Raw genomic sequence first — 22,351 nt, forward strand, 5'->3', positions numbered from 1 at the left:
TTTCAACATATTAAATAGAAAAGGGCTTTGTATCGGAGGATGATAAAAGGATGGACAGCTGACCGTCTCGCCCATGTTCTTGTTGAATGAATCACTTCGGCCCTTCCGTTAAAGCCATACGAAAAGCGTCCACGCATTGAACGGAAGAACCAGAAAATACCGGCGAAGCCGGATTTCATCCTGCAATGAAATCCGGCTTCGCCGGTATATATAATGTCTGTCTGGCAGCAAGACCAAAGAAAGCCCCTTTCTCCACGAGGCGCTGCAGGAATCTCCCGGGACGGACGGCAGATCAGAAAGGAAGTCCGATCGCCAGATGGAGCGCCTGCGCTTCCTTGAAACTGGAGATATTGTAAAAGCCGTTCTTGCCCGTGTCATACGGCACGTGCAGGCCGATACCCCAGTCGACACGGAGCATGAAGTAACCGAGATCGTAGCGGAGGCCCACACCGGTGCCGAGCGCCATCTCCTTAAACAGGTTCTTCATCTTGAAGTAGCCCCCGGGGCGGCCTTCGTCATAGTGCATCGTCCAGACATTGCCAGCATCGAGGAAGACCGCTCCATAGAGCGAACCCATCAGCCGGGGACGATATTCAAGGTTCATCTGAAACTTGATGTCGCCTGTCTGTTCTACATACGAGCGGCGGCGCTGGGTAGACCGGTAACGTCCCGGACCGATCTGCCGTGCGTTGAAGGCACGGATGCTGTTGGCTCCGCCCACATAGAACTGCTCGGTGTACGGAGCGAAACGGCTGTTCCCATATGCCCAGAGAGCTCCTGCATTGACGTGGGCGGCAACACTGCTCTTCTCCGCCACTGTCCATATCTTGGTAAGATTAGCCTCTACCTTGAGAAACTGTGCGAAAGGATTCTTGAAGAGCTGCTTGTTCTTCTCGCTCCAATGACGGCCCGACAGGGTGTAAGCAGCCGACAGCACATTTGACGCTTCACTCACGGTAGTCCATATCTTCACGGGATTACGATAGCGGGCAGGACTCATGAAGGTGTACTGGAACAGCATTTTCGGGATGAACTGGTCGGCCATCGACACCTCCAGATAGGGTACGCTGTCGACGAGTTCCAGGTAACGGTCGGTCACCTTGTGCATGTATTCATACGTCAGCGAGAGCGGCGAGAACGAGTAGCTGTTGCGTTCATTGGGCTGCCATTGGTAGGTCAGTTCTCCAGACACCACATGCCGCTTGAAGTATTTGGCACGGTTCAGCACGTCGACAGAGGCTTTCAGCGTCGTGGAAGGCGTAGCATAATAGGTACGGGGCGGTTTCGGCCTGTACACCAGCCCCTTTTCCGCAGCCTCTTCCACCTTTCTTTGTATCTTCATCCAGCGTTTACGGGGAGGCGCGACGAAAGGATTGACAAGGCGCGGAATCTGCAGGCTCGCCTCGACACCGTACTCATAGTTATTGATTCCCAGACGGCTGCGTCCGTCGTCATCGTCGTTCGACGACCATTCGTAGGCACCGTGTACACGCAGATTCAGCCTTTCCCCGCCACGGAAGGCATTGCGCTTGGTAAAACCGATAATGCCCTCGGGACCGTATCTGCCGCTTGTCTTTCCTTTTCCATACGCCTCTACATAGAAGTCGTAAGGCTTGTCGAACAGGCAGTCCACCTTCATGTCCAGGATATGGCACGTATCCGTGGTGTCACGCGGGGTGAACGTGAAGTTCGTAGAGGTGTACAGTCCGCTGGATCCCAACTGCCGCTGGCTCTGTTCATGCAGCCTGTAATTATACAAGGTACCGGGCCACATCTTCAGGTCGTTGGCGATGGTACGCATACGGAGCGGCATGTGCGACCCGTTGTAGTTGACGATGACGTCACGGAAACGGCGCTGTTTCTCCAGCTTCTCCATAAACTCACGCTGCAGGTTGACGGTTACCGTACCGATCGTCCACTTCCGCAGGGCACGGGGACTCACCGAGTCGGCCATCTGCAGGCGAACGGCTGCCTCGCCATGGACGAGGGTCGTATCTGCAAGATAGCTGGCGTCGCTGTTCTGATAGTAATAATAACCGTTGCTGCGGAACAGTTCCGTAATCCGTTTACGCTCCTGCTCGAGTGTCGACACATCAAAGGGATCTCCCTTGTGGAGAACCGCCTCGTCGAGGTGAGCCGTTATCAGACTGTCGGCCGACGGCGGGAAATTGGCATACCGTACGCTGTCAAGCGTCCACAGATGTCCCATATCGACCGCATAACGCAGCCTCCCTTTCTTCGGATTGCGCTGTGCAATCCGCTCATAGCTGATTTTTCCGTCAAAATAGCCGCGCTTCTTCAGCAGGTTCTCACCCACGGTGACACGCAGGTCAGGCGTAGTGGAACTCATCAGCACCGGTGCCGAGCCGAAAGCCTTCACCATCCAGCGGCCGAAGCGGGTGGTGTCCGGCGAAAAGGCATTCCATACCCAGAGACCCACAGGGAAAGGCGACCGTATATGCGGGCTGCCCAGCAAGGCAGCATTGGGCAGGGTTGCCAGGATCACGTCAAGCTCTTCCTGCACGGAAATGAAATGCTTGTTACGCTGGTAGCTGCTGTATCTTGTCGACTCCATGCCGGTGTACAGCTGCTCGCCGTCGGGAATGGCGGAGGTAGTGCTGCAGCCGGTCAGGTTCATCAAGACAACCAGCCCTAACAGCCCTATGGGGCTTATGTAGCTTACCACATTGAGCCACCTGTGGTTATTTTTTCTTCTCATTGACAAAATTAATTAAGCTGTCACGGCGCGGAGTCGCTGCCGGCGGCAGGATGACAGGCTCATCCTCCTTGAAGCGGAAGATGTCCCTGAAATGGCGCAGCTTACGTCTCCACATGAAACCGGCGCCGAACTCGCTCAGGCTGCCCTCCAGCCAGTCGTAGGCCTCACGCTCATAGTAGAGCTTGAGGTATTTCGTCTCCTTCTGGTTCAGGCGGTATTCGAGCGAGAGATTATCGAAGTAGGCTCCGTTCTCTTCAGAGAACTGCGATCCGGTTGCGACACGTCCTCCCATCACAATACGCAGACGGTTGTTCCACAACCGCTTGGAGAACTTGAAGGTATAATCCGTGTGCAGGTTGCCGTTGACATCAGCGGCACTTTCCATGTTGGCCGTAAGATCCAGCCCCATGGAGTTGAGCGCACGGCCCGTAATGGCATTCACCTGTGTCTGAAGGAAGCCTGCCAGGGCACCGCTCATCGCCGTGTTGGCACTTGCCGAGTTCTCTCCGTCGAAAAACATACCCGATGCCAGCATCGTAACGGCAAGTTTCGATCGTTCTTCCACACTCTTCGTGTTCAATGTGTTCTGCACCTCCTGATCCTCAGGAGCAGAGATAATGAACTCGACTCCGGGCTTGGGGAACTGCCGGGTAAGGCTCACGCCGCACTTGAAGTCCACTATCCTTCCTTCCCCGGTACCATTGGAGACACTTGTCCTGACGTCTTCCGTCGCCGTAATGTTCAGCGTCGGACGCATCGGATCGCCTGTGAATTCAACGTAGCTTCCGTCCTGAATATTGAACGTACGCAGTGGAATGACCGGCAGGGAGTACTTCATCTTGCCCTCGCTCAGCGTGTACCGTCCGCGGACCTGCACCCCGTTCGTCGGGTCGTAGTTCAGAAGCAGACTGCCTCCGCCTATGAAGTCGATGTAGTTGGACTGGTCGGCATTCAGCGCGCAGAGCACATGTGCCTGCTCATCGATGTCTACGGCAAGTCCCATCGTGAAGCCGGTAATGTCCGGCCGCCTGACGACATCCACCGTAGAGTCGTTGAAATCGGTGAACTGGACGAGGTCGTTCAGTTCCGTGTCGGTAGCCAGTGTGCCGTCGCGTACCACATACGTCATATCCGTGTTGCCCAGCACATCGAGCTTGCCGCCCATCTGCAGGTTGTCCAGCGGCCCGCTGACCTGACCCATGAAGTCGACGAAAGCCTTGCCGTACACTTCCGAACGCGGATCCTTCTTCGCATTGATGATCTGGAAGTTCTTGGCTCTCATGCGGGCGTCGAGCCTCATCCTGTCGAGATTGGAGAAGTCAAGATAGCCCGAGATGTCGAGGGGAGAACCGTTGCTGGCAAAGAGTTCGAAGTTCTCAAACTCTATGTGGCTGTTGCGTATCAGGACCGGGTCGTCGGCAAAACGCATCCTTATCCCATAAGGCACACTTACCAGATAAGAAGAGTCAAGATAGACTTCACCGTTGATGTCCAGTTTCTTCAGCGGTCCTTTCACCGACAGTGTCCCTTCTCCTACGCCCTCAAGGCCGACAAGCTGGTCGGGAACAAATCCGTTCACGTAGTTCAGCGGGAAGCGGTTCATCTCCAGCGTGGCATCCAACGACCCTGCTCCTTCGCTGTGGTAGGTTCCCGAGAGAATACCGACCTCCTTTCCATTCTGCGTTATGATTCCATCGACATAATGTGAACCGCCATCCTTAGGCATATAGACGAACTGTGTACCGACATCTCCCATCGGACAGTTCTCATAGACGAGCTTCTTGACGGTCATATCGGTCGACACGGTGAGGTCGCCGGCCGTCTGTACGATGTGATAGTCGCCGTCGAGCACGCCCGATACATTCGGTGCGAAAGGCAGGACAGCGAACAGCCTGCCCAGTTCAAAGTGGTTCATCGAAACCGTGACATTCTGCAGCGAGGTGCTGTCGGCATCCTCTGTCGAGACGAGCAGGCCCGTCCCGTCCGCCGCCTGAAGACGCAGGTTGGCCGACAGGCGGCGGTCACGTCCGATATAGATATAGTTGGAATCGTTGACGGCAAACGACTTGTAGCCCAAGACCGACTGTGGAGAAGTGATCGACAGCTGTATGCCGCGACCCTTCATCGCAGCCTGCAAAGCCAGATCAAGTCCGGTCTTCCCCTTGTTGTCAAGGATAGTAGCATGGGTCTGCAGGCCATGTTCGTACAGCACGCCACGCAGATAGCCGTGATAAGGATAGGTATTCTCCGGGCTGTTGTCCACCGCCAAAGAATAATTGATCTGACCGTCTACGCTTGTGACGTCGGCCCGGATACTGTCAAGATGCACATCATCATATACGAGCGAATCGATGCTGATCTGCCCGTCGATGCCCCTCTCCGGCGAGGAGTACAGATCGATGTCGGCCTCCTTGAAAGCATAGCCGTCCCGTGCAAGCAGATTGCTGAAGAGATTGTCACGGCCGCTGCGGAGCGTGAAATGTCCTACGGGAAGCTGGCGGAGCAGGGCCGGCTGGTCTATGCGCCGGCTGGAGATCTGGCTGAGGATGCTTTTATAAATCTTCTGCCCCGTCGCTGCCAGCCGGTGTACACTACTGTTGAATGACGTATTGAGGCGAAAGTCGCCCCCGCTGACGGCGGCATGTACCGTATCGCGGCGGCTCATGAGATCGACATTCACATCTCCCGGGACATAAGTGTGTTGCCCGTCGGTCACACGGAGGTCGCCGATCAGTCCCCGGACACTCATTTCATCCTCTCCCGCCATGGTAAACGACGCATTGGCAGCGAAACTGCTGGACAGCGGTCTGTCCACGACTCCCAGCTGATAGAGGTCTATCCTGGGGAATACACCCTTGACCGCACCGTCTATCTTTCCGCCCCGCATTGCAACGTCAACATGGAAGCTGCCTTCTGCCAACGGCACATATCCGCCTTTACGCAGCTCATTCAGCATAACTTTGCCTACGTAACCGTTTACTGCATAGTAATGCTTCATGTCCGAACGCAGGGACAGGTCAGCATCAGCTGACGTCACATAATGTTTCCCGATCAGTCCCAGAGCCTGCAGATCTGCCGTCGTCAGCCTTCCTTTCACATGGGCGTCAAGCCCTGCCGGACGCACATCCGCCCTTACATCAAAGTTCCCGGCAGCCAGAAGACGGTTCTTCTTCCTGCCTTCCTGCAAGAAACGGAACGAACGGAGGAGACCCGTGACATGGTGGGTGGCCGCCATATCCGAACGCACATCAACGTCGGCCCAGGTCGAGACGACATATCTCTCTTTCATCATTCCCAGTGCATGCAGATCCACCCTGTGCAGCCAGCCGCGCACGTGCCCGTCGACCGACTTCGCACTTACCCGGCCTTTGTAGGAGAAGTCGCCGCCCAGCATCCTGTTCGTGCTCTTTATATGTGCCGACAGCTGCTCGCCATGCTTCGAGACGTCACCGTTCAGTCCGTCAAGCACGTATTTCCCATATTTAAACCGGCGGATACGCAGGCTTAGATTCGTCGATGCCCTCGGATCCATCACATCGGTGCCGCGTCCCCGTGTCTTCACAGAGCCGGAGAAAGGCGAAAGTCCCATGTGCGGGAGGAAATGCTGGAGCGGAAATGCCGTCGCATCAGCTGCAAGGCGATAAAGGCCGGTTGCCGTATCGTAGGCACCGTCCACCCGAATCCGGCCGCCGCCCTGGCTCAGCAGCATCTTCCCCGCATAAAGCGTCTTGCGCACATGAACCGTTCCGTCCAGACGGATTCCATGCGGCAGGGCTACCGTCCGGCGTACCGTGTTCGGCAGAAGTCCGGCGATAAAATCAAGGTTCCGGGCAGTTCCCTTCAGCCTCAGGTCGCTGCGGAGATGCCCGGCTCCCTTCGTCATATCGGCCACCCATCCAGTCCCCGTAAGGTCGAAACAGCCAGGCAGGGCAAGATGAAGCTGGCGGAACGAGACCGACCGGAGATTGCCTTCCAGCTGTCCCTGAACCGTCATCCGGTCTTTCGGGAGAGCCCGGTAGACATTCCCAGGTACCGATGTGAGGAAAGGACGGAAGTCGGCAAGACTCAGGTGTCCGTCCAGCTGGGTAGAGATCCGTCCCGGACGGTCATCGGCAAAGGCGTTCATGTCCATTTCAAAACGTCCTGCCAGCTCCGTCCCCGGCATCCGGAGATAGAGACCGGGCAGACTGAGACGTGTGGAATCCATCGCAAACCGTCCGCGGAAGTCTTTCAGCACGAACCCGCTTTGTTCCCGGAGGTTGGCCGTCCGAACACGCAGGGACAGTTTCGGAGCAGCATAGAGGAAAGAGTCTATGCCGATGTTCACGTCACGCATTGCGATGTGAGCCGCATCAAAGCCCTGACGTACACGGCTGACATAATTCTGGTCGTAGCTGAATCCGCCCCCCTGCCAGTCCACATTCGCCACCTTATATATATTGTCATGCAGCAGGAGTTCGGTTCCTTTCGCCGCCGCTTTCGTGAAATGGGCATGGACGCTCATCGTGTCACCCGGCAGATGAAGCGTGAAACCGGTTCTGGCGAGATGGAGGCGGTCTATGTTGATCCGCCACAGCGGCTTCTGTCTGTGTGGGTCTTCGGGTACGGTGTCACCCAGGGCGACATCAATCCATCCGCCCTCGACATCCGCTTTGTTCACACGTACCGAATCGCCGATGAGATTGACGGCATGGCTCACGATGTGCAGCCGCTGCAGGTCGCCGCGGATACGGAGGTCACCGATGAAGTTGACCGTATTCGCCTTCAGCTGCGTGAAGGTCAGTTCGTTCACCTCTACCCTGCTCTCCAGCAGCGGCAGCAGGTCGACGCTGGCCACCAGACGGCGTACATCGGCCACCGTATCCTTCCTGTCCGGGATGGAGTCGTTCTGCCGCAGTATCCGCAGGCCGTCCAGCTGGAGATCCAGAGGATAGGACAGGCTGACCTGATCAAGGCTCACCTCCATCCCCGTGCGTGCCGACACATACGCAGCGACCCGCTTTACCACCCAGTTCTGTACCGGCGGACAGTAAAGCAGTGCGACAAGAACCGAAAACAGTACGACAGGTGTCGCTGCAATGGCAAACAGCCACTTCAAGCTCCTTTTCATATTTCTCACATTGGTCATCGGCGGCCTTTCCAAAAGGAATCATTTAATCTGATAGGGTTAAAACGTTAGTATACTCCAACAACTGCCTGCAAAGTAACACAAAAAAATCGGAATAAAAGGCAGAAGAAAGGGGAAAATGAAAACAGAAAGCAGCCGGCAGACCGTATGCGCATACTGTGCAGAGGAGGTCGCTGCCCGTGCCAGCAACAGCCCTCCCCGACGATGACAGCATACGCGCGTCTTCTCTCCTGACAGCGAAAGGACGGAACAGGCAGAGACAGAAGGTTCCCGTCCCGCCTACTTCAACCGCTTGTGGAGCTTCCGCAGTGCCTTGTCCCGGATCTGACGGACACGTTCCCGCTTCAGTCCCATGTGCTCTGCCGCCTCCGCCATGGTGTAATGGACACCGGAGAGGCCGTAGAGACAGGCGATGACCTGCCGCTCACGCTCATTCAGGACACCCAGTCCCTTTTGGATTTCCGAACTGAGAATCTCCTGATTGAGCTGCTCGTCGGCATGCAGCGCATTGTCGTTTTCCAGCACATTCTGAAGTGTGAAATTATTGCTGCTGCCGACAGGTACAGGCTGGTCGATAGAGATGGCGTGCGACCGTTTCTGCTCAGACCGGTTTTTCTCATTGCGCGGCAGCCTGTAGAGAGCCGCCTGTTCTTTTATGGCTTCCTCCATGGCCTTGCGGATATAGGGTGCGGCGAAAACGACGAAACGTACACCCCTTGACCCGTCGAACCGCTGTGCAGCGTGCATCATGCCGATGTTCCCCTCGCTGATGAGATCGTCCTCTCCCAGCCCGCAGTTGCGGTACTGATGCGCCAGTGAGACGACGTATTTCAGATTGGCCTTGGTCAGCTTCTCCAAGGCCTGTGCGTCGCCCACCTTTATTCTCCCGGCCAGCGTACGCTCCTCTCTGTCGGAAAGGGGCTGCCCGCCTGCTATCTCCTCCATGTACTTCTCGTTTGCAATCATAACAAGGGTTTATTTAAGTTGATCATCTGAGAACCGTCTCATGCCTGCCGGCTGCCGGCCTTTCTCCTCCTGACATACCACCTTACGGCAAAATAGAGACAGACCATGACAACCAGAAGAATCAATCCGACCTTGATGTACTCTCCGTATTCCAGAATCTTTCCATGGAGCTGTTCTTCCGGGACAAAGGCGTGCATGTAATGTCCGAGAAGCGCAAGGATGCTGTGCCATACACCGGCTCCCACGGTGGTGTAGAGCAGGAACTTCCAGTAGCTCATCTTCGCCAGACCGGCAGGAATGGAGATCAGGTGGCGGATGCCGGGCAGAAGCCGCCCCGTGATCGTAGCCACCAGACCATGCCTGTCGAAGTAACGCTCGCTCTTCTCCACTTTCTCCTGGTTCAGCAGACAGGCGTGTCCCCACCTGCTGTTGGCGAACCTATAGATGATAGGCCGGCCGAGATACCATCCGGCAAGATAGTTTATCGTCGCACCGCAGTCGGCTCCCAGCGTAGCGAAGAGAATGACCAGCCACATGTTGAGGTTCCCGCCGGCCGCATGGTAGGCTGCCGGCGTGACGACCAGCTCTGACGGTACGGGAAAGACGGTGCTTTCGAGGAGCATCAGGAGGAATATGGTGCCATAGTTTAGCTGTGAGAGCAGCGCTGTGATAAAGTTCATTGTGATGCTTTTCTATTGATGAATGTTCGTTTGTTTCTTAGCTGTCCTGTGGGCGGAAGTCCGACGTAAGGTAGTCCTGCGGCCTCGTACCCTCCGGATAGAGGTCGGCCAGCACCTCGATACACTCCTCCGGATTTCTTTCAACGGCTTTCTGCAGAAACAGCCTGTATTCCTTTTCCTTCTTCAGTTCGTAGCAGCAGCGTGCGAGATAGGCGAAGCCGATGTCCCACCCGTCCTCCTGTTCCGGCAACAGGCTGATGAAGATGCGGTAAGCATATTCCACATAACCGTTGTCGAATGCTGAAATGCCGATGTGGACAAGGGTCAGTGCCTTGTCCTTCGACTCTGACAGCGCCTGCCGGTAGCACTGCTGCGCCTCGACGGCCTGCCCCTGCATAAGGCGGATATGTCCGATAGTGACATCGATGACACTGATGTCCTGACGGGGGCAGAGCTGTTTGTAACGCTCATAGTACTTCAGCGACTCGGCGTAGTTGCCCAGGGTGAAAAGTCCGTTCGCCTTGTTGAGGACGGCCTCTTCATCTTCCGGGTTGATGGCAATGGAATACTCGCTCGAAGTAATGGAATCCCGGATGTCATTCCTCAGAAACTGGTTCTGTGCCAGCTGGTTCCAGTAAGGACCGGAGTAAGGGTCGGCATCCAGCAGGTCGTTGAGGATCGCCTCGCTCTCCTCATACCGGCCGTGGCTCTTGAGGACACGCGCCTGAAGTTCCTTGTAGTCGTTCTCATCCGTCATCGACGAGCGGGCGAGCCACTTCTCCGTATAGTCCGTCTCCTCGTAATCGGAAAACAAGGCGGCGACGTCAAGGATATAGTCCTCACGGTCGTCCGGGTCCACCGTCTCGTCATAATGGGCCTGGAGGAAGCGGTCGGCAGCATCGGCGGCTCCCTCTGCCACCATGATTTCGGCCTTCAGATAAAGATAGTCCAGGTCGGTCTTGTCGACGATCGTCTCCGCTATTTCACCGGCACGCTGCGGATCGTCATCGGTGAGCAGCGCCATGCGCGACTTGAAAGCGACCGGTGCCGTGGCGGTAGGATACATCCGCACGGCATAGTCGGCCGCCTCCATGGCCTTTCCGTCCTCGCCGACAGTGTGGTAATACTCGGCGACATCCGTCAGCTCCTCGGCATCGGGAAGTTCTCCGGTGTCGCCCTGCTGCAGCGCCTCGTACCTGCGGAGCAGCTGCCTGAACCTGTCACTGTGATAGTATATGTCCAAATCTGCCTGTTGTTATGCTTTGACTTTCTTCGCCCATGTATCCTTCAGGCCGACGGTCTTGTTGAAGACAAGGTGCCCCTCGGTCGTGTCGGGGTCGAGCATGAAGTAGCCGGTGCGCTGGAACTGGAGATAGTCGCCGGGCTTCTTCTCTGCGAGATACCGCTCGACATAGCAGTTCCCCCGGACGGTAAGGCTCTCGGGATTGAGCAGCTCACGGAAGTCACGCTCGTCGGCCGACGGGTTCTCGATGCTGAACAGCCGGTCGTACTCACGCACTTCCGCCTTCAGACAGTGGTCGGCACTTACCCAGTGGAGCGTACCCTTGACCTTGCGGTCGGCTCCGGGCATGCCGCTCTTGCTGTCGGCGTCATATTCCGCCCGGATCTCCGTGATGTTCCCTTCAGCGTCCTTCGTACAGCCGGTACATTTCACGATGTACGCATTCTTCAGCCGCACCTCCTTGCCCGGCGTCATCCGGAAGAACTTCCTGGGAGCCTCCTCCATGAAGTCGGCACGTTCTATCCACAGGTTCTTCGAGAAGGTGATGGTATGCGTACCGTCCGCCTCATTCTCGGGATTGTTGACGGCCTCCATCTCCTCGGTCTGACCGTCAGGGTAGTTGGTGATGACGAGCTTCACCGGGTCGAGGACGGCGCTGACACGGGTCGCCTTCCGGTTCAGGTCCTCGCGTACGGAAGCCTCCAGCAGTGCCACGTCGTTGAGCGCGTCGAACTTGGTATAGCCGATGGAGTCGATGAAGTTGCGGATGGATTCCGGCGAATAGCCCCGGCGGCGCATGCCGCAGAGGGTCGGCATACGAGGATCGTCCCAGCCGTTTACAAGATGTTCGTCGACGAGCGTATGGAGTTTGCGCTTCGACATCACCGTATAGGTGAGGTTCAGGCGGTTGAACTCGATCTGCCGCGGACGGTTGTCGTGCAGGTTGTCTGCCGTACCGTCGCATTCCTTCAGGAAGTCGACGAACTTGTCGTAGAGCGGACGGTGGGGAACGAACTCCAGCGTGCAGATGGAATGCGTGACACCCTCGAAGTAGTCGCTCTGGCCGTGTGCGAAGTCGTACATCGGATAGCAGTGCCACTTTGTCCCCGTGCGGTGATGCGGAATCTGGATGATACGGTACATGATCGGGTCACGGAAGTGCATATTCGGATTGGCCATGTCGAGCTTCGCGCGCAGCACCATGCTTCCCTCTGCCGCCTCGGCAGTGTTCATATTGTTGAAGAGAGCGAGGTTCTCCTCCACCGGACGGTCACGGTAAGGCGATGCCGTGCCGGGAGTTGTCGGCGTGCCCTTCTGTGCCGCAATCTCTTCGGATGTCTGCTCGTCGACATAGGCCAGGCCTTTCTTTATCATCCACACGGCGAAGTCCCACAGCTTCTCGAAGTAGTCGCTGGCATAATAGATGCTGCCCCACCTGAAGCCGAGCCAGCTGATGTCGTTGAGGATGTTCTCTACATACTCCGTATTCTCCTTGCTGGGGTTGGTGTCGTCGAAGCGGAGATTGCAGACACCCTTATAATGTTCAGCCACACCGAAGTCCATGCAGATTGCCTTTGCATGGCCGATATGAAGATAGCCGTTCGGTTCCGGCGGGAAACGCGTCTGGATGCGCCCTCCGTTCTTACCCTCTGCGAGGTCCTCCTCTACCAGCTGCTCCACGAAGCTCAAGCTGCGCTTCTCTTCATTGGTGTTGTTGTCTATCGTCGTCATATTTTCCTGTTTGTTATTATGCTGCAAAGTTACTTATTTTTTCTCGTTTATGACAGACTTTGTTATAATTTAATAGTGGGCAGGACTCTATGAGCAACAGCCTTCACATTAAAAGAAGCACACCACATGCTGCAATGAAACGTTTGCACGGCTTTTCATAACAGAACGCAACACGTCACAGCCATCTGTCAACAAGAATGTTACAAAACACGCTCCGGGCAGAGACCGGCTGCAGAATCTGTAATAAAAAAATGTTTCAATATGAATAAAAAAGTTGCATAAAAGTTTGCTCGTACAAAATAAATCTCTTATCTTTGCAGACGTTATCCTGAATACAATCTTTTTACCTTAAAGAGACTAATACCTATTGAGATTGAATGCCCATCGCTGTGAAGCGTAGGGCATTTTTCGTTTTCTGAAGATTTCCCCATTGACTTTTTAATGACGCATCCGCAGATTTCCCTCAGGAAGATTCTTTAAGAAGACAGGGCATTTCCTTTCAATATAAAATGAAATAACCTGATAGAACGAGCACCGGATGTAACTATTTGTTATTTTCCTTACGGACCGGTCATCGCAGGACTTCAAGCGGCACCGTCACAGCAAGCCAAGAAGAGAGCCCGGGGACGTCCCGGTCCGATTCAAGGGAAGTCCGGAGAAACAGGCCTGCCGGGGCGTCGCCTTTCAGGTGGACGGGCTTCAGCTTCCAGCCGGGAAGAGCGGAAGCGGAGAGAAGACGGCTGAAGATGCGCACGAAAGCAGCAGGAGACAAGGCGTCGACAGCCATCCACAGAACCGGCAGGCCACGACGGAATCCTGCCATGCCGTACCGCCCTCCTGCTTCCCGGGGAATACCCAATTGTGGTGAATTTTAAGGCTGATCTTCGAGAATTGAGAAGCTGTATGGCTCTATCTCACAGAGATGTTGTAACTTTGCGGAAAACTCAATCGGGATGAAGAATATATTAAAAGAACTGAAACGCAAGGACCACCCCCGTGTGCTGGGAGCCTTGGATATCTTCAAGTACATCGGCCCGGGACTGCTCGTGACCGTCGGTTTCATCGATCCGGGCAACTGGGCGAGCAACTTCGCGGCGGGATCGGAATACGGCTATGCGCTGCTGTGGGTCGTGACCCTCTCGACCATCATGCTGATTGCCCTGCAGCACAACGTGGCCCATCTGGGCATCGTGACGGGGCTCTGCCTGAGCGAGGCGGCCGTGAAATTCGCCCCCAAGTGGGTCGGACGGCCGATCATCGTGAGCGCCATCCTTGCCAGCATCTCCACCTCGCTGGCCGAGATCCTCGGCGGCGCCATCGCCCTGCAGATGCTTTTCGGCATGAGCATCCCCACCGGATCCGTACTGACGACGGCGGCCGTACTCATCATGCTGTTCACGAACAGCTACAGGAAGATGGAGCGTGCCATCATCGGTTTCGTCTCCATGATCGGCCTGTCCTTCATCTATGAACTGTTCCTGGTCGACATCCACTGGCCGGCCGCCATCGAGGGGGCCTTCGTCCCGACCGTTCCGCAAGGCTCGCTCCTGATCATCATGAGCGTGCTCGGTGCGGTCGTCATGCCGCACAACCTGTTCCTGCATTCAGAGATCGTCCAGAGTAGGGAGATCCATCTGAAGGGAGACGCGCGCATCCGCTATATGCTGAAGTACGAGTTCATTGACACGCTCTTCTCCATGATTGTGGGCTGGGCCATCAATTCCGCCATGATTCTCCTGGCGGCCAGCACGTTCTTCTCGCACGGCCAGCACGTCGAAGAGCTTTCCCAGGCGCAGGCGATGCTGCAGCCGCTGCTGGGCAACAACGCCGCCAACATCTTTGCGATAGCCCTGCTGCTGGCAGGCATTTCGAGTACGATAACAAGCGGAATGGCGGCCGGGAGCATCTTCTCCGGCCTGTTCGGCGAGTCGTACAATGCCAAGGACACGCACTCCATCGTGGGCATCGTCCTCTCGCTGGGCATCGCGCTCCTGATGATTTTCTTCATCGGCGACCCGTTCAAGGGGCTGATCGTCTCGCAGATGTTCCTTTCCGTACAGCTGCCGTTCACGGTCTTCCTGCAGGTCGGGCTTACCTCCTCGAAGCGGGTCATGGGACAGTATGCCAACAGCAGGCCCAACATGATCTTCCTTTATTCGCTGGCCGGCATCGTCACCTTGCTTAATATATGGCTGCTGATAGAGAGCGTGGCATGAGTTCTCCGCATCGCTGCAAGGGGGACTTCCGCATGCCATGTGTCAAGGAAAAGTCATGACACATTTCAACAGAGGCTTCCCTGCAGGGCTGTCAGGCACCGGTTGGAGTCCAACAGGTGCCTGATTGAAAGCGAAAAGGTGCCTGGTTGGACTCCAACCAGGCACCTTTTCTTGTACACATTGTAATCTTTTGACTGTCTGCCTGTTGCATCCTCCCAGAAAAGAGGCGGGCGGACGGATTCCCGGACAGGGCGAACCGGCTTGCTGTAAACTATTTTCAACGAAGATTTTCCTGCCGACGTATTCCCAGCAGCCGCATCCCACCGGTCAGTTAATCCCGTGCGCATTCAGCGCCCTGGCATATTTATCCGCATTCACCTGATGCTCTTCGTAGGTCCTGGCGAAATTGTGCGTGCCGCTGAAGTCTTCTTTTGCACACATATAGATATAGTCGTGATGCACATAGTCCAGCACGGCATCGATGGCGGCCACCGACGGGATGCGGATCGGCCCGGGAGGAAGTCCGCGGTACTTGTAGGTATTGTAAGGGCTGTCCACCGCAAGCCATTTCTGATAAATACGGTGAGCCGTGAAATTCTTTGTGGCGAACTTTATCGTAGGGTCGGCCTGCAGAGGCATGCGGATGTGCAGGCGGTTGATGTACATGCCTGCTATCTTCGGCATTTCAGCCACGTTGTCGGTCTCTTCGTCCACGATGCTCGCCAGCGTGATGACCTCCGCCTGCGTAAGGCCGGCTCTCTTTGCCTTCTCTTTCCGTTCAAAAGTCCAGAACTTCCTGTTCTCCTCGCTCATCTTGTCGAGGAACTTGTCGGCCGATGTGTTCCAGTAGAAGTCATAGGTATTCGGGATGAACATTGCCGGAATCGTCTCCGGCGTGAATCCGTATTTCCTGCAGGTTTCCCGGGAGGTCAGCCGGGAAAGAAGCTCGGCACGGCTGAACATCATCTTCTCACTGACATCTGCGGCAAGGTCGTCGAGCGTCCGCACGGATCTGATGGTTATCTTGACGGGTGCCTGAAGCCCGTTGATGATGTGGCGGGAGGTCTGGAGCGACCCCGATGAACCCACGGAGTAGCGGCCGGTCCGGATGTTTCCGGCATAGCCCATGACGGCGGCCAGCTGCCTGAACACCCAGTACCCCTGCGGCGTGGAGAGGGGCTGGAGCTTGGCACAGACCGAGTCGATGTTGTCGTCGTCATCGATGAGGACGTACTGTTCCCTGCCGGTACGGGACATCGCCGAGAAGAAAAGGAAGTAGGCGGCACCTGCCAGTACGGCACAGACGGCCGCCGCAACCCATCGGGCTGATCCGCCCTTGCGCTTTTTATTCGTCTTAGTCATCTTCGTTGTTATGGATTTCCAGGGTGCAAAGTTACAACATTACTGGTTGAAACGAGCAGGGCTGGGATGTTTTGATAGCTGCTTTTTTTGAAATTTAAGAGAAAAAATGGTCTGTTGTCTGTATTATTGCGTAATTTTGCTCAGCGAAAACAAACGGATAATGAAAGACTTTGACACATACATTTTCGACCTGGACGGCACGCTGCTGAGCACGCTGGGCGATCTGGCGGCAAGTACGAACTATGCGCTCCGATGGGCAGGGATGCCGGAACGGACCGTGGAAGAGGTGCGTATGTTCGTGGGGAACGGCGTCAAGCTGCTCATGGAACGGGCCATTCCCGGCGGGCTGGACAATCCCCGGTTCGAGGCCACCTACGCCAGATTCCGTGAACACTATATGGTACACAGCCTTGACACGACCCGTCCTTACGACGGTATTCCCGAACTGCTGCACGAACTGAAACGGCGCGGCAAGAAGCTGGCCATCGTCAGCAACAAGTTCTATGCGGCCACCCAAGAACTGGCCCGCCATTTCTTCCCCGACACGATCGAGGTGGCCATCGGCGAGCGGGAGACGATCCGCAAGAAGCCGGCTCCCGACACGGTGCTCGAGGCACTCCGCCAGCTGGGCGCACCGAAAGAGGGGGCTGTGTACATCGGCGACAGCGATGTGGACATCATGACGGCAAAGAACAGCGGGCTTCCCTGTATCAGCGTGCTGTGGGGATTCCGTGACAAGGAGTTCCTGACAGAGCATGGAGCAACCTGCTTTGCAGAGCGGCCGGAAGAGATTCTGGGCAGCACGGCCGGCCGCCGATCCGTCCTGTGAGAGGAAGAATCCGCATCCCGCGGCAGGACGGGAACACCGGATACGGAGGCGGCTCCGGACGGAATGCTGAATGAACCGCATCATCAGGAAACGACAGTCCGGCAACACCGGACACAGGGCTATTTCTGTTCTTTCCCGTTCCAGAACTCCCAGCTTGCGAAGGCCTGGAGCAGAAGCATCTCGAGGCCGTTCTTCACGACAGCCCCCCGCTCGCGGCCTTTCGCCATGAAGAGCGTTTCGTCCGGATTGTAAAGCAGGTCGTAAAGGAGCGTATGGCTGTCCATCGCCTCATAAGGAAGTGCCGGGCAGACATCGGCATTCGGGTACATGCCCAGCGGCGTACAGTTCACTACGACATTGTACTCACGGATGAGTGCCGGTGTCACCTCGTCATACGTCAGGACACCCTCCCGCTTCGTACGCGACACGAACATCGTCTCCAGCCCGAGCGACTTCAGACCGTAGTTGACGGCCTTGGAGGCACCGCCGGTGCCCAGGATCAAGGCTTTCTTATGGTGCCGTTCGAGCAGAGGTTCTATGCTGCGTGTAAAGCCTATCACGTCGCTGTTGAATCCTTTCAGCAGCGTCTTGCTGCCTTTGTGCGTGACGCGGATCACATTCACGGCCCCGATGGCCTCGGCTTCCGGGCTCAGGCTGTCCAGATAATCCATCACCTGTTCCTTGTAGGGGATGGTAACGTTCAGCCCGCACAGCTCCGGGTTGGAGTCGATTACCTCGATGAAACCATCTATCGAAGGAATCTCGAAATTAATGTACACAGCATTGATGTGCTCATTGTGGAACTTCTCGTTGAAATAGCCGATCGAGAAGGAGTGCCCCAAAGGGTAACCAATAAGTCCGTACTTGTCCATGTCTTAACCTTGTTCTATGTTTCTTCTGCAAAATAGGATGACTGTCTCCGGCTCTCCCGCAGACCCTCTTCCCGATGCGGAGCAGCCTTCCGGAAGGGTTATTTCTCAGCGAGATACATCGTACAGATACCGAATGTCAGCCGGCGGAAGGAGCTGCAGGAGAAGCCGGCCTTGCGGAAAATCTCCATCATCCGCTCACCCTGCGGGAAGGCCTCGATCGTCTTGGTGAGGTATTCATACGCGCTCCTGTCTTTGGAAATCAGCCGGGCGTAGTTGACCAGTATCGTATGGGAATAAATGTGGAAAAGCTGTTTCATCGGGAACCTGACAGGTGTCGTCAGTTCCACGATGCTCAGATGTCCGCCTTTCTTCAACACGCGGCAGATTTCGGAGAGCCCTTTGTCGAGGTTCTGGAAGTTGCGGATGCCGAATGCCGCCGTGACCGCATCGAACGTTCCGTCAGGGAAAGAGAGACTGAGACAGTCCTCCCGCTGGAAGGAAATCACCCCGTCCAGTCCCGCAGCCTTCACCTTCCTGCGGCCGATGGCCATCATGCCTTCGGATATATCCGCACCGACCAGCTGTCTGGGCTTCAGCTCCCTGGCGGCGAGAATGGCGAAGTCGCCGGTCCCCGTAGCGATGTCGAGCATCTGTTCAGGACGGAAAGGCAGCAGCTGGCGGATGGCTTTCCTGCGCCATCCCTTGTCGATATCCCATGAGAGCCGGTGATTCAGCGTATCGTAAGTAGGGGCGATTTTGTCGAACATCTCGGCGATGAGCTTGCCTTTTTCGCCTTCACCGTCATAGGGTTTTATCTTCTCCTGATCGTACATATTCTATATTAAGAGAGGTGTTCTGAAGCTGGGGGAGTGAAAGAATCCAGGGGAGGCTGCGGAGGGAAGAGCGTTACAGAAGTAAAGGAGCGGGGCCAGATACCCGCTCGAAAAGGACAGGTCCAGGAACCAGTGGAGTCAAGGCAAACGGACCTTTGAGACAGGCTGTCCATCCGGCACGGGCGGCAACTGCATGCAGCCCCCGGCCCCGGTTCTCCTGCACCGTCCTGACTCCATCAGCCCCTTGAAGACCTACTTTCTTGAAGCGAGGTACCGCTTCACGTTCTTCTCGATACGAGCGGCAATGTCGCCTTCCTCTGCCGCCTTGTCGAACTTCTCGCCGGTGATGTGCTCGTAAAGTTCGATGTAACGGTCGCTGACACTTGCGGCATATTCGTCCGTAATCTCCGGCATGGTCTGCCCCGGCTCGTTCATGAAATCGTGCTCGATGAGCCACTGGCGCACGAACTCCTTTGAGAGCTGCCGCTGCGGCTCGCCCTTGGCGAGCTTCTCTTCATAGCCGTCCGCATAGAAGTAACGGCTTGAATCGGGCGTATGGATTTCATCAATGAGATAGCACTTGCCGTCCCGCTTGCCGAATTCGTACTTCGTATCGACCAGAATCAGTCCCTGCCGGGCCGCGATCTCCTGCCCCCGTGCGAAAAGCCTGCGTGTCCAGTCTTCGATGACAGCATAATCTTCGGCCGAGACGATACCCTGCCGGATGATTTCTTCCTTGGAGATGTTCAGGTCGTGCCCCTCGTCCGCCTTGGTCGTCGGGGTGACTATCGGTTCCGGGAAACGCTCGTTCTCACGCATTCCGTCGGGAAGTCTCACACCGCAGAGTTCGCGGCAGCCTTCCTTGTAAGCACGCCATGCAGAACCCGTGAGGATGGAACGGATGATCATTTCCACACGAAAGCCTTCACACTTCAGGCCGACCGTCACCATGGGATCCGGCGTAGCCAGCTTCCAGTTGGGACAGATGTCGGCCGTCTGGTCGAGGAACTTGGCTGCAATCTGATTCAGCACCTGACCCTTGAACGGTATGCCCTTCGGCAGTACCACATCGAATGCCGAGATCCGGTCGGTAGCTACCATGACGATGAGGTCGTCGTCGATGTCGTACACATCACGTACTTTGCCGTGATACACACTCTTCTGTCCATCAAAATGGAAATCAGTCTTTGTCAATGCTTTCATTTTCTTCTATGTTTATAGAGTCCTATCTCTTGTCCGGCTTATCGTGAGCCTCGTAGGCTTTCACGATACGCGTAACCAATTTGTGCCTCACAATGTCCTTCTTGTCGAGCCGTATCACCGAGATGCCCTCCACGTCTCCCAGAATGGCAAGCGCCTCTTTCAGCCCGCTGTTCTCCGCATGGGGAAGGTCGATCTGGGTCAGGTCGCCCGTGATGATCATCTTCGTGTTCCAGCCCATACGGGTGAGGAACATCCGGATCTGCGCCGGTGTCGTATTCTGCGCTTCATCGAGGATGACGACCGCATCGCTCAGCGTCCGGCCGCGCATGAAAGCCAGGGGAGCGATCTGGATGACGTGCTTGTCCATCATGTCCTGCAGCTTGACGGCGGGGATCATGTCCTCCAGCGCATCGTAGAGCGGCTGCAGGTAAGGGTCGATCTTGTCCTTCATGTCGCCCGGCAGGAAGCCGAGCTTCTCACCGGCCTCTACGGCCGGGCGCGAGAGGATGATCTTCTTGGCGGCCTTCTCCTTGAGCGCCTTCACCGCCAGGGCGATGCTGAGGTAAGTCTTTCCCGTCCCGGCAGGGCCGACGGCGAAAATCATGTCGTTCTTCTCGAAGGCGTCGATGAGCCGCTGCTGGTTCTCCGACCGTCCCTTGATGGGTCTACCCGTCACAGAATAGACAAGGACGTCCTTGACCGCATCGGCCTTGGTCTTCCGACCTTTCACAATATCAAGGATATCCTCTTCCGTCAGGGTGTTATACCGCTCCACATGGCTGCGCATGGTCTCGATGTCCTCCTCTATCTTGGCCATCTCCTCTTCGTCGCCCAAGATCCGGACGACATTGTCGCGCGCGACAATCCGCAGCTTGGGGAAGAGCGACTTGATCATCTGAAGATGGCCGTTGCCGACTCCATAGAAGACGACCGGGTCTATATCCTCAAGAACTATATGCTTTTCTATCAACTTCTTCAGCTTTATATTTGCACGCAAAGTTACTATAAAATCGTGACACTCGCAAATTATTCTCCCAAAGTTTCCAAGCCTTGTCTTTCCTCTGCTCAAAGTACTTGTACAGAGGAGGTTGTATCTCCGGGGATTTTCCGCATGAATTCCAGCAGGCGGATGCCTCCCGGACTGATTGCCGCCAGGGGATGGCCGGCCGATCATCTGCCGCCGGCCGCAAAGAAGAGCCGAAGGAAGGAGTATGCGATGCTCCCTCCCGTGTCCTGTGCCAACGCAATCCATGTCGCATGAAGAAAGAGATGGGCGTCCGTTCTGTCCGTTAAATTTACCTTCATGCAGAACAGCAGAAGGGTGAAACCAACAAACGCCGTCAACAGAAGACAGAACTGAAGAAAACGAAATCCACAGGAATTCGGAGATTTCATAACCAGTTCATAAACAGGAACATAGGAAACACCGAGGAAACAAGGCCTGATAACGTTGCAAGTAAGCGTCAGTTGGACTCCAAACAAGCACTACTTGAACCGTTGAAAGGCGTTACTTGGAAGGCTGGCAGCGGCAGGCTGAAATGGGGGCGGCTTCCCCGACTTCTCCGGTGCATATCGCTGCGATAGAATGCGGATGCTTTTACTGTCAGGAATGTATAGTTTTTTCATGCAGATCAACAAATACTTTTAATCGAGTTACACCCGACTGTCCGGGGGATCCAAATGCACCCTGATTTTTCCGCCGATACATTTGGCGAAAACCTCATGTTTTGGTAATTTTGCAGGAAAAAGCAGATCAAAAATGAAAGATTCGGTTATCATTGTCAGCGGCGGACTGGATTCCGTCACATTGCTGTACGACAAGGCGGAAGAGATCGCACTGGCCATTTCGTTCGACTACGGACAGAATCACGGTGCCAGGGAGCTGCCCTTTGCGGAATATCACTGCACGAAACTGGGCATTCCCCACATCGCCGTTCCGCTGTCGTTCATGCACCGGTATTTCAAAAGCTCACTCCTCGACGGTGCGGAAGCCATTCCGGAGGGACACTATGCGGAAGAAAACATGAAATCGACGGTCGTCCCTTTCCGCAACGGCATCATGCTGGCGATCGCCACAGGCATTGCCGAGAGCCACGGACTGAAACGTGTGTACATTGCCAACCACGGCGGAGACCATACCATCTATCCGGACTGCCGGCCGGAATTCATCCGGGCGATGGATAGCGCGGCGACAGCGGGGACCTTCGTCAACGTGCGCATTGAAGCACCCTACACGAATATCACCAAGGCGGATATCGTGCGCCGTGGAACAGCCCTGGGCATCGATTACTCCAAGACCTGGAGCTGCTATAAGGGGGCTGACCTCCATTGCGGGAAATGCGGGACGTGCGTGGAGCGCAAGGAAGCCTTTCAGGAAGCCGGAGTAAACGACCCTACGAAGTACGAACCGGCCTGACCCGTACACGGAAGGGAAGCGTCATCGCTTAAGTTTCTTGCTGCATACTTAGAGGCTTTCTCCGTCATGTCCGGCGCATCAGAGGCCGGTGCCGACCGCCGGCTTTCACGGACAACCGGCTGCTGTCCGGCAAGTTCTTCCGTACAGGCTCCC

At 55.8% G+C, this 22,351-nt stretch carries 15 protein-coding genes; 3 read left to right on the forward strand and 12 right to left on the reverse strand.

Going from position 1 to position 22,351, the window contains the following annotated elements; genetic code table 11:
- Positions 1–292 precede the first annotated feature (292 nt).
- The 7 genes from tamL to J4864_RS07990 form a co-directional block, all read right to left on the reverse strand.
- Entirely contained in the window at positions 293–2,719 is a 2,427-nt protein-coding gene (gene tamL, locus J4864_RS07960; RefSeq protein ID WP_211815227.1) for a translocation and assembly module lipoprotein TamL, read from the reverse strand.
- Positions 2,703–7,847, reverse strand: a complete 5,145-nt coding sequence (locus tag J4864_RS07965; protein WP_211815228.1) for a translocation/assembly module TamB domain-containing protein — start codon at positions 7,845–7,847, stop codon at positions 2,703–2,705. Before J4864_RS07965 ends, tamL begins: the two co-directional genes overlap by 17 nt.
- A gap of 279 nt (positions 7,848–8,126) precedes the next feature.
- Complete coding sequence (locus J4864_RS07970; RefSeq protein WP_211815229.1) at positions 8,127–8,813, reverse strand: sigma-70 family RNA polymerase sigma factor; 687 nt, start codon at positions 8,811–8,813, stop codon at positions 8,127–8,129.
- A gap of 38 nt (positions 8,814–8,851) precedes the next feature.
- On the reverse strand, positions 8,852–9,493 hold the full coding sequence (locus tag J4864_RS07975; RefSeq protein ID WP_007366712.1) for a DedA family protein: 642 nt from the start codon (positions 9,491–9,493) through the stop codon (positions 8,852–8,854).
- Positions 9,494–9,530: 37 nt separating this feature from the next.
- Entirely contained in the window at positions 9,531–10,736 is a 1,206-nt protein-coding gene (locus J4864_RS07980; RefSeq protein ID WP_007366713.1) for a tetratricopeptide repeat protein, read from the reverse strand.
- Between the two features lie 12 nt (positions 10,737–10,748).
- Complete coding sequence (locus J4864_RS07985; protein ID WP_211815230.1) at positions 10,749–12,467, reverse strand: glutamine--tRNA ligase/YqeY domain fusion protein; 1,719 nt, start codon at positions 12,465–12,467, stop codon at positions 10,749–10,751.
- Between the two features lie 571 nt (positions 12,468–13,038).
- On the reverse strand, positions 13,039–13,290 hold the full coding sequence (locus J4864_RS07990; RefSeq protein ID WP_211815231.1) for a hypothetical protein: 252 nt from the start codon (positions 13,288–13,290) through the stop codon (positions 13,039–13,041).
- A gap of 130 nt (positions 13,291–13,420) precedes the next feature.
- Between J4864_RS07990 and J4864_RS07995 the strand changes: the two genes are divergently transcribed.
- Positions 13,421–14,683 (forward strand): Nramp family divalent metal transporter, encoded by a 1,263-nt coding sequence (locus J4864_RS07995; protein WP_007366717.1) that lies wholly within the window; start codon positions 13,421–13,423, stop codon positions 14,681–14,683.
- A gap of 327 nt (positions 14,684–15,010) precedes the next feature.
- Here the strand turns inward: J4864_RS07995 and mltG are convergent, their stop codons facing one another.
- Positions 15,011–16,045, reverse strand: coding sequence for an endolytic transglycosylase MltG (mltG, locus tag J4864_RS08000; RefSeq protein ID WP_211815232.1), 1,035 nt, complete (start codon positions 16,043–16,045; stop codon positions 15,011–15,013).
- Between the two features lie 160 nt (positions 16,046–16,205).
- Here mltG and J4864_RS08005 point away from each other — a divergent pair, with 160 nt between their 5' ends.
- Complete coding sequence (locus J4864_RS08005) at positions 16,206–16,874, forward strand: HAD family hydrolase (RefSeq protein ID WP_211815233.1); 669 nt, start codon at positions 16,206–16,208, stop codon at positions 16,872–16,874.
- A gap of 119 nt (positions 16,875–16,993) precedes the next feature.
- Here J4864_RS08005 and J4864_RS08010 read toward each other — a convergent pair whose 3' ends face one another.
- From J4864_RS08010 to J4864_RS08025, 4 genes are all read right to left on the reverse strand, one after another.
- Entirely contained in the window at positions 16,994–17,746 is a 753-nt protein-coding gene (locus J4864_RS08010; RefSeq protein ID WP_007366720.1) for a shikimate dehydrogenase family protein, read from the reverse strand.
- Positions 17,747–17,844: 98 nt separating this feature from the next.
- Complete coding sequence (gene ubiE, locus J4864_RS08015) at positions 17,845–18,579, reverse strand: bifunctional demethylmenaquinone methyltransferase/2-methoxy-6-polyprenyl-1,4-benzoquinol methylase UbiE (protein ID WP_211815234.1); 735 nt, start codon at positions 18,577–18,579, stop codon at positions 17,845–17,847.
- 252 nt (positions 18,580–18,831) lie between these two features.
- Positions 18,832–19,782: a phosphoribosylaminoimidazolesuccinocarboxamide synthase gene (locus J4864_RS08020; protein WP_007366722.1), complete on the reverse strand. Its 951-nt coding sequence runs from the start codon at positions 19,780–19,782 to the stop codon at positions 18,832–18,834.
- A gap of 22 nt (positions 19,783–19,804) precedes the next feature.
- Positions 19,805–20,752: a PhoH family protein gene (locus tag J4864_RS08025; protein WP_211815391.1), complete on the reverse strand. Its 948-nt coding sequence runs from the start codon at positions 20,750–20,752 to the stop codon at positions 19,805–19,807.
- Between the two features lie 789 nt (positions 20,753–21,541).
- Between J4864_RS08025 and queC the strand changes: the two genes are divergently transcribed.
- Entirely contained in the window at positions 21,542–22,198 is a 657-nt protein-coding gene (queC, locus tag J4864_RS08030; protein WP_211815235.1) for a 7-cyano-7-deazaguanine synthase QueC, read from the forward strand.
- The last annotated feature ends 153 nt before the right edge of the window (positions 22,199–22,351 follow it).

The organism is Prevotella multiformis (assembly GCF_018127985.1).
GTDB lineage: Bacteria > Bacteroidota > Bacteroidia > Bacteroidales > Bacteroidaceae > Prevotella > Prevotella multiformis.

Excerpts from the sequence above, each read along its gene's own strand:
- J4864_RS07975 (WP_007366712.1), bottom strand. The coding sequence starts at position 9,493 with ATGAACTTTATCACAGCGCTGCTCTCACAGCTAAACTATGGCACCATA.
- J4864_RS08010 (WP_007366720.1), bottom strand. The coding sequence starts at position 17,746 with ATGGACAAGTACGGACTTATTGGTTACCCTTTGGGGCACTCCTTCTCG.
- J4864_RS07965 (WP_211815228.1), bottom strand. The coding sequence starts at position 7,847 with ATGACCAATGTGAGAAATATGAAAAGGAGCTTGAAGTGGCTGTTTGCC.
- J4864_RS07970 (WP_211815229.1), bottom strand. The coding sequence starts at position 8,813 with ATGATTGCAAACGAGAAGTACATGGAGGAGATAGCAGGCGGGCAGCCC.
- mltG (WP_211815232.1), bottom strand. The coding sequence starts at position 16,045 with ATGACTAAGACGAATAAAAAGCGCAAGGGCGGATCAGCCCGATGGGTT.
- J4864_RS08005 (WP_211815233.1), top strand. The coding sequence starts at position 16,206 with ATGAAAGACTTTGACACATACATTTTCGACCTGGACGGCACGCTGCTG.
- ubiE (WP_211815234.1), bottom strand. The coding sequence starts at position 18,579 with ATGTACGATCAGGAGAAGATAAAACCCTATGACGGTGAAGGCGAAAAA.
- queC (WP_211815235.1), top strand. The coding sequence starts at position 21,542 with ATGAAAGATTCGGTTATCATTGTCAGCGGCGGACTGGATTCCGTCACA.
- tamL (WP_211815227.1), bottom strand. The coding sequence starts at position 2,719 with ATGAGAAGAAAAAATAACCACAGGTGGCTCAATGTGGTAAGCTACATA.
- J4864_RS07995 (WP_007366717.1), top strand. The coding sequence starts at position 13,421 with ATGAAGAATATATTAAAAGAACTGAAACGCAAGGACCACCCCCGTGTG.
- J4864_RS08020 (WP_007366722.1), bottom strand. The coding sequence starts at position 19,782 with ATGAAAGCATTGACAAAGACTGATTTCCATTTTGATGGACAGAAGAGT.
- J4864_RS07990 (WP_211815231.1), bottom strand. The coding sequence starts at position 13,290 with ATGGCAGGATTCCGTCGTGGCCTGCCGGTTCTGTGGATGGCTGTCGAC.
- J4864_RS07985 (WP_211815230.1), bottom strand. The coding sequence starts at position 12,467 with ATGACGACGATAGACAACAACACCAATGAAGAGAAGCGCAGCTTGAGC.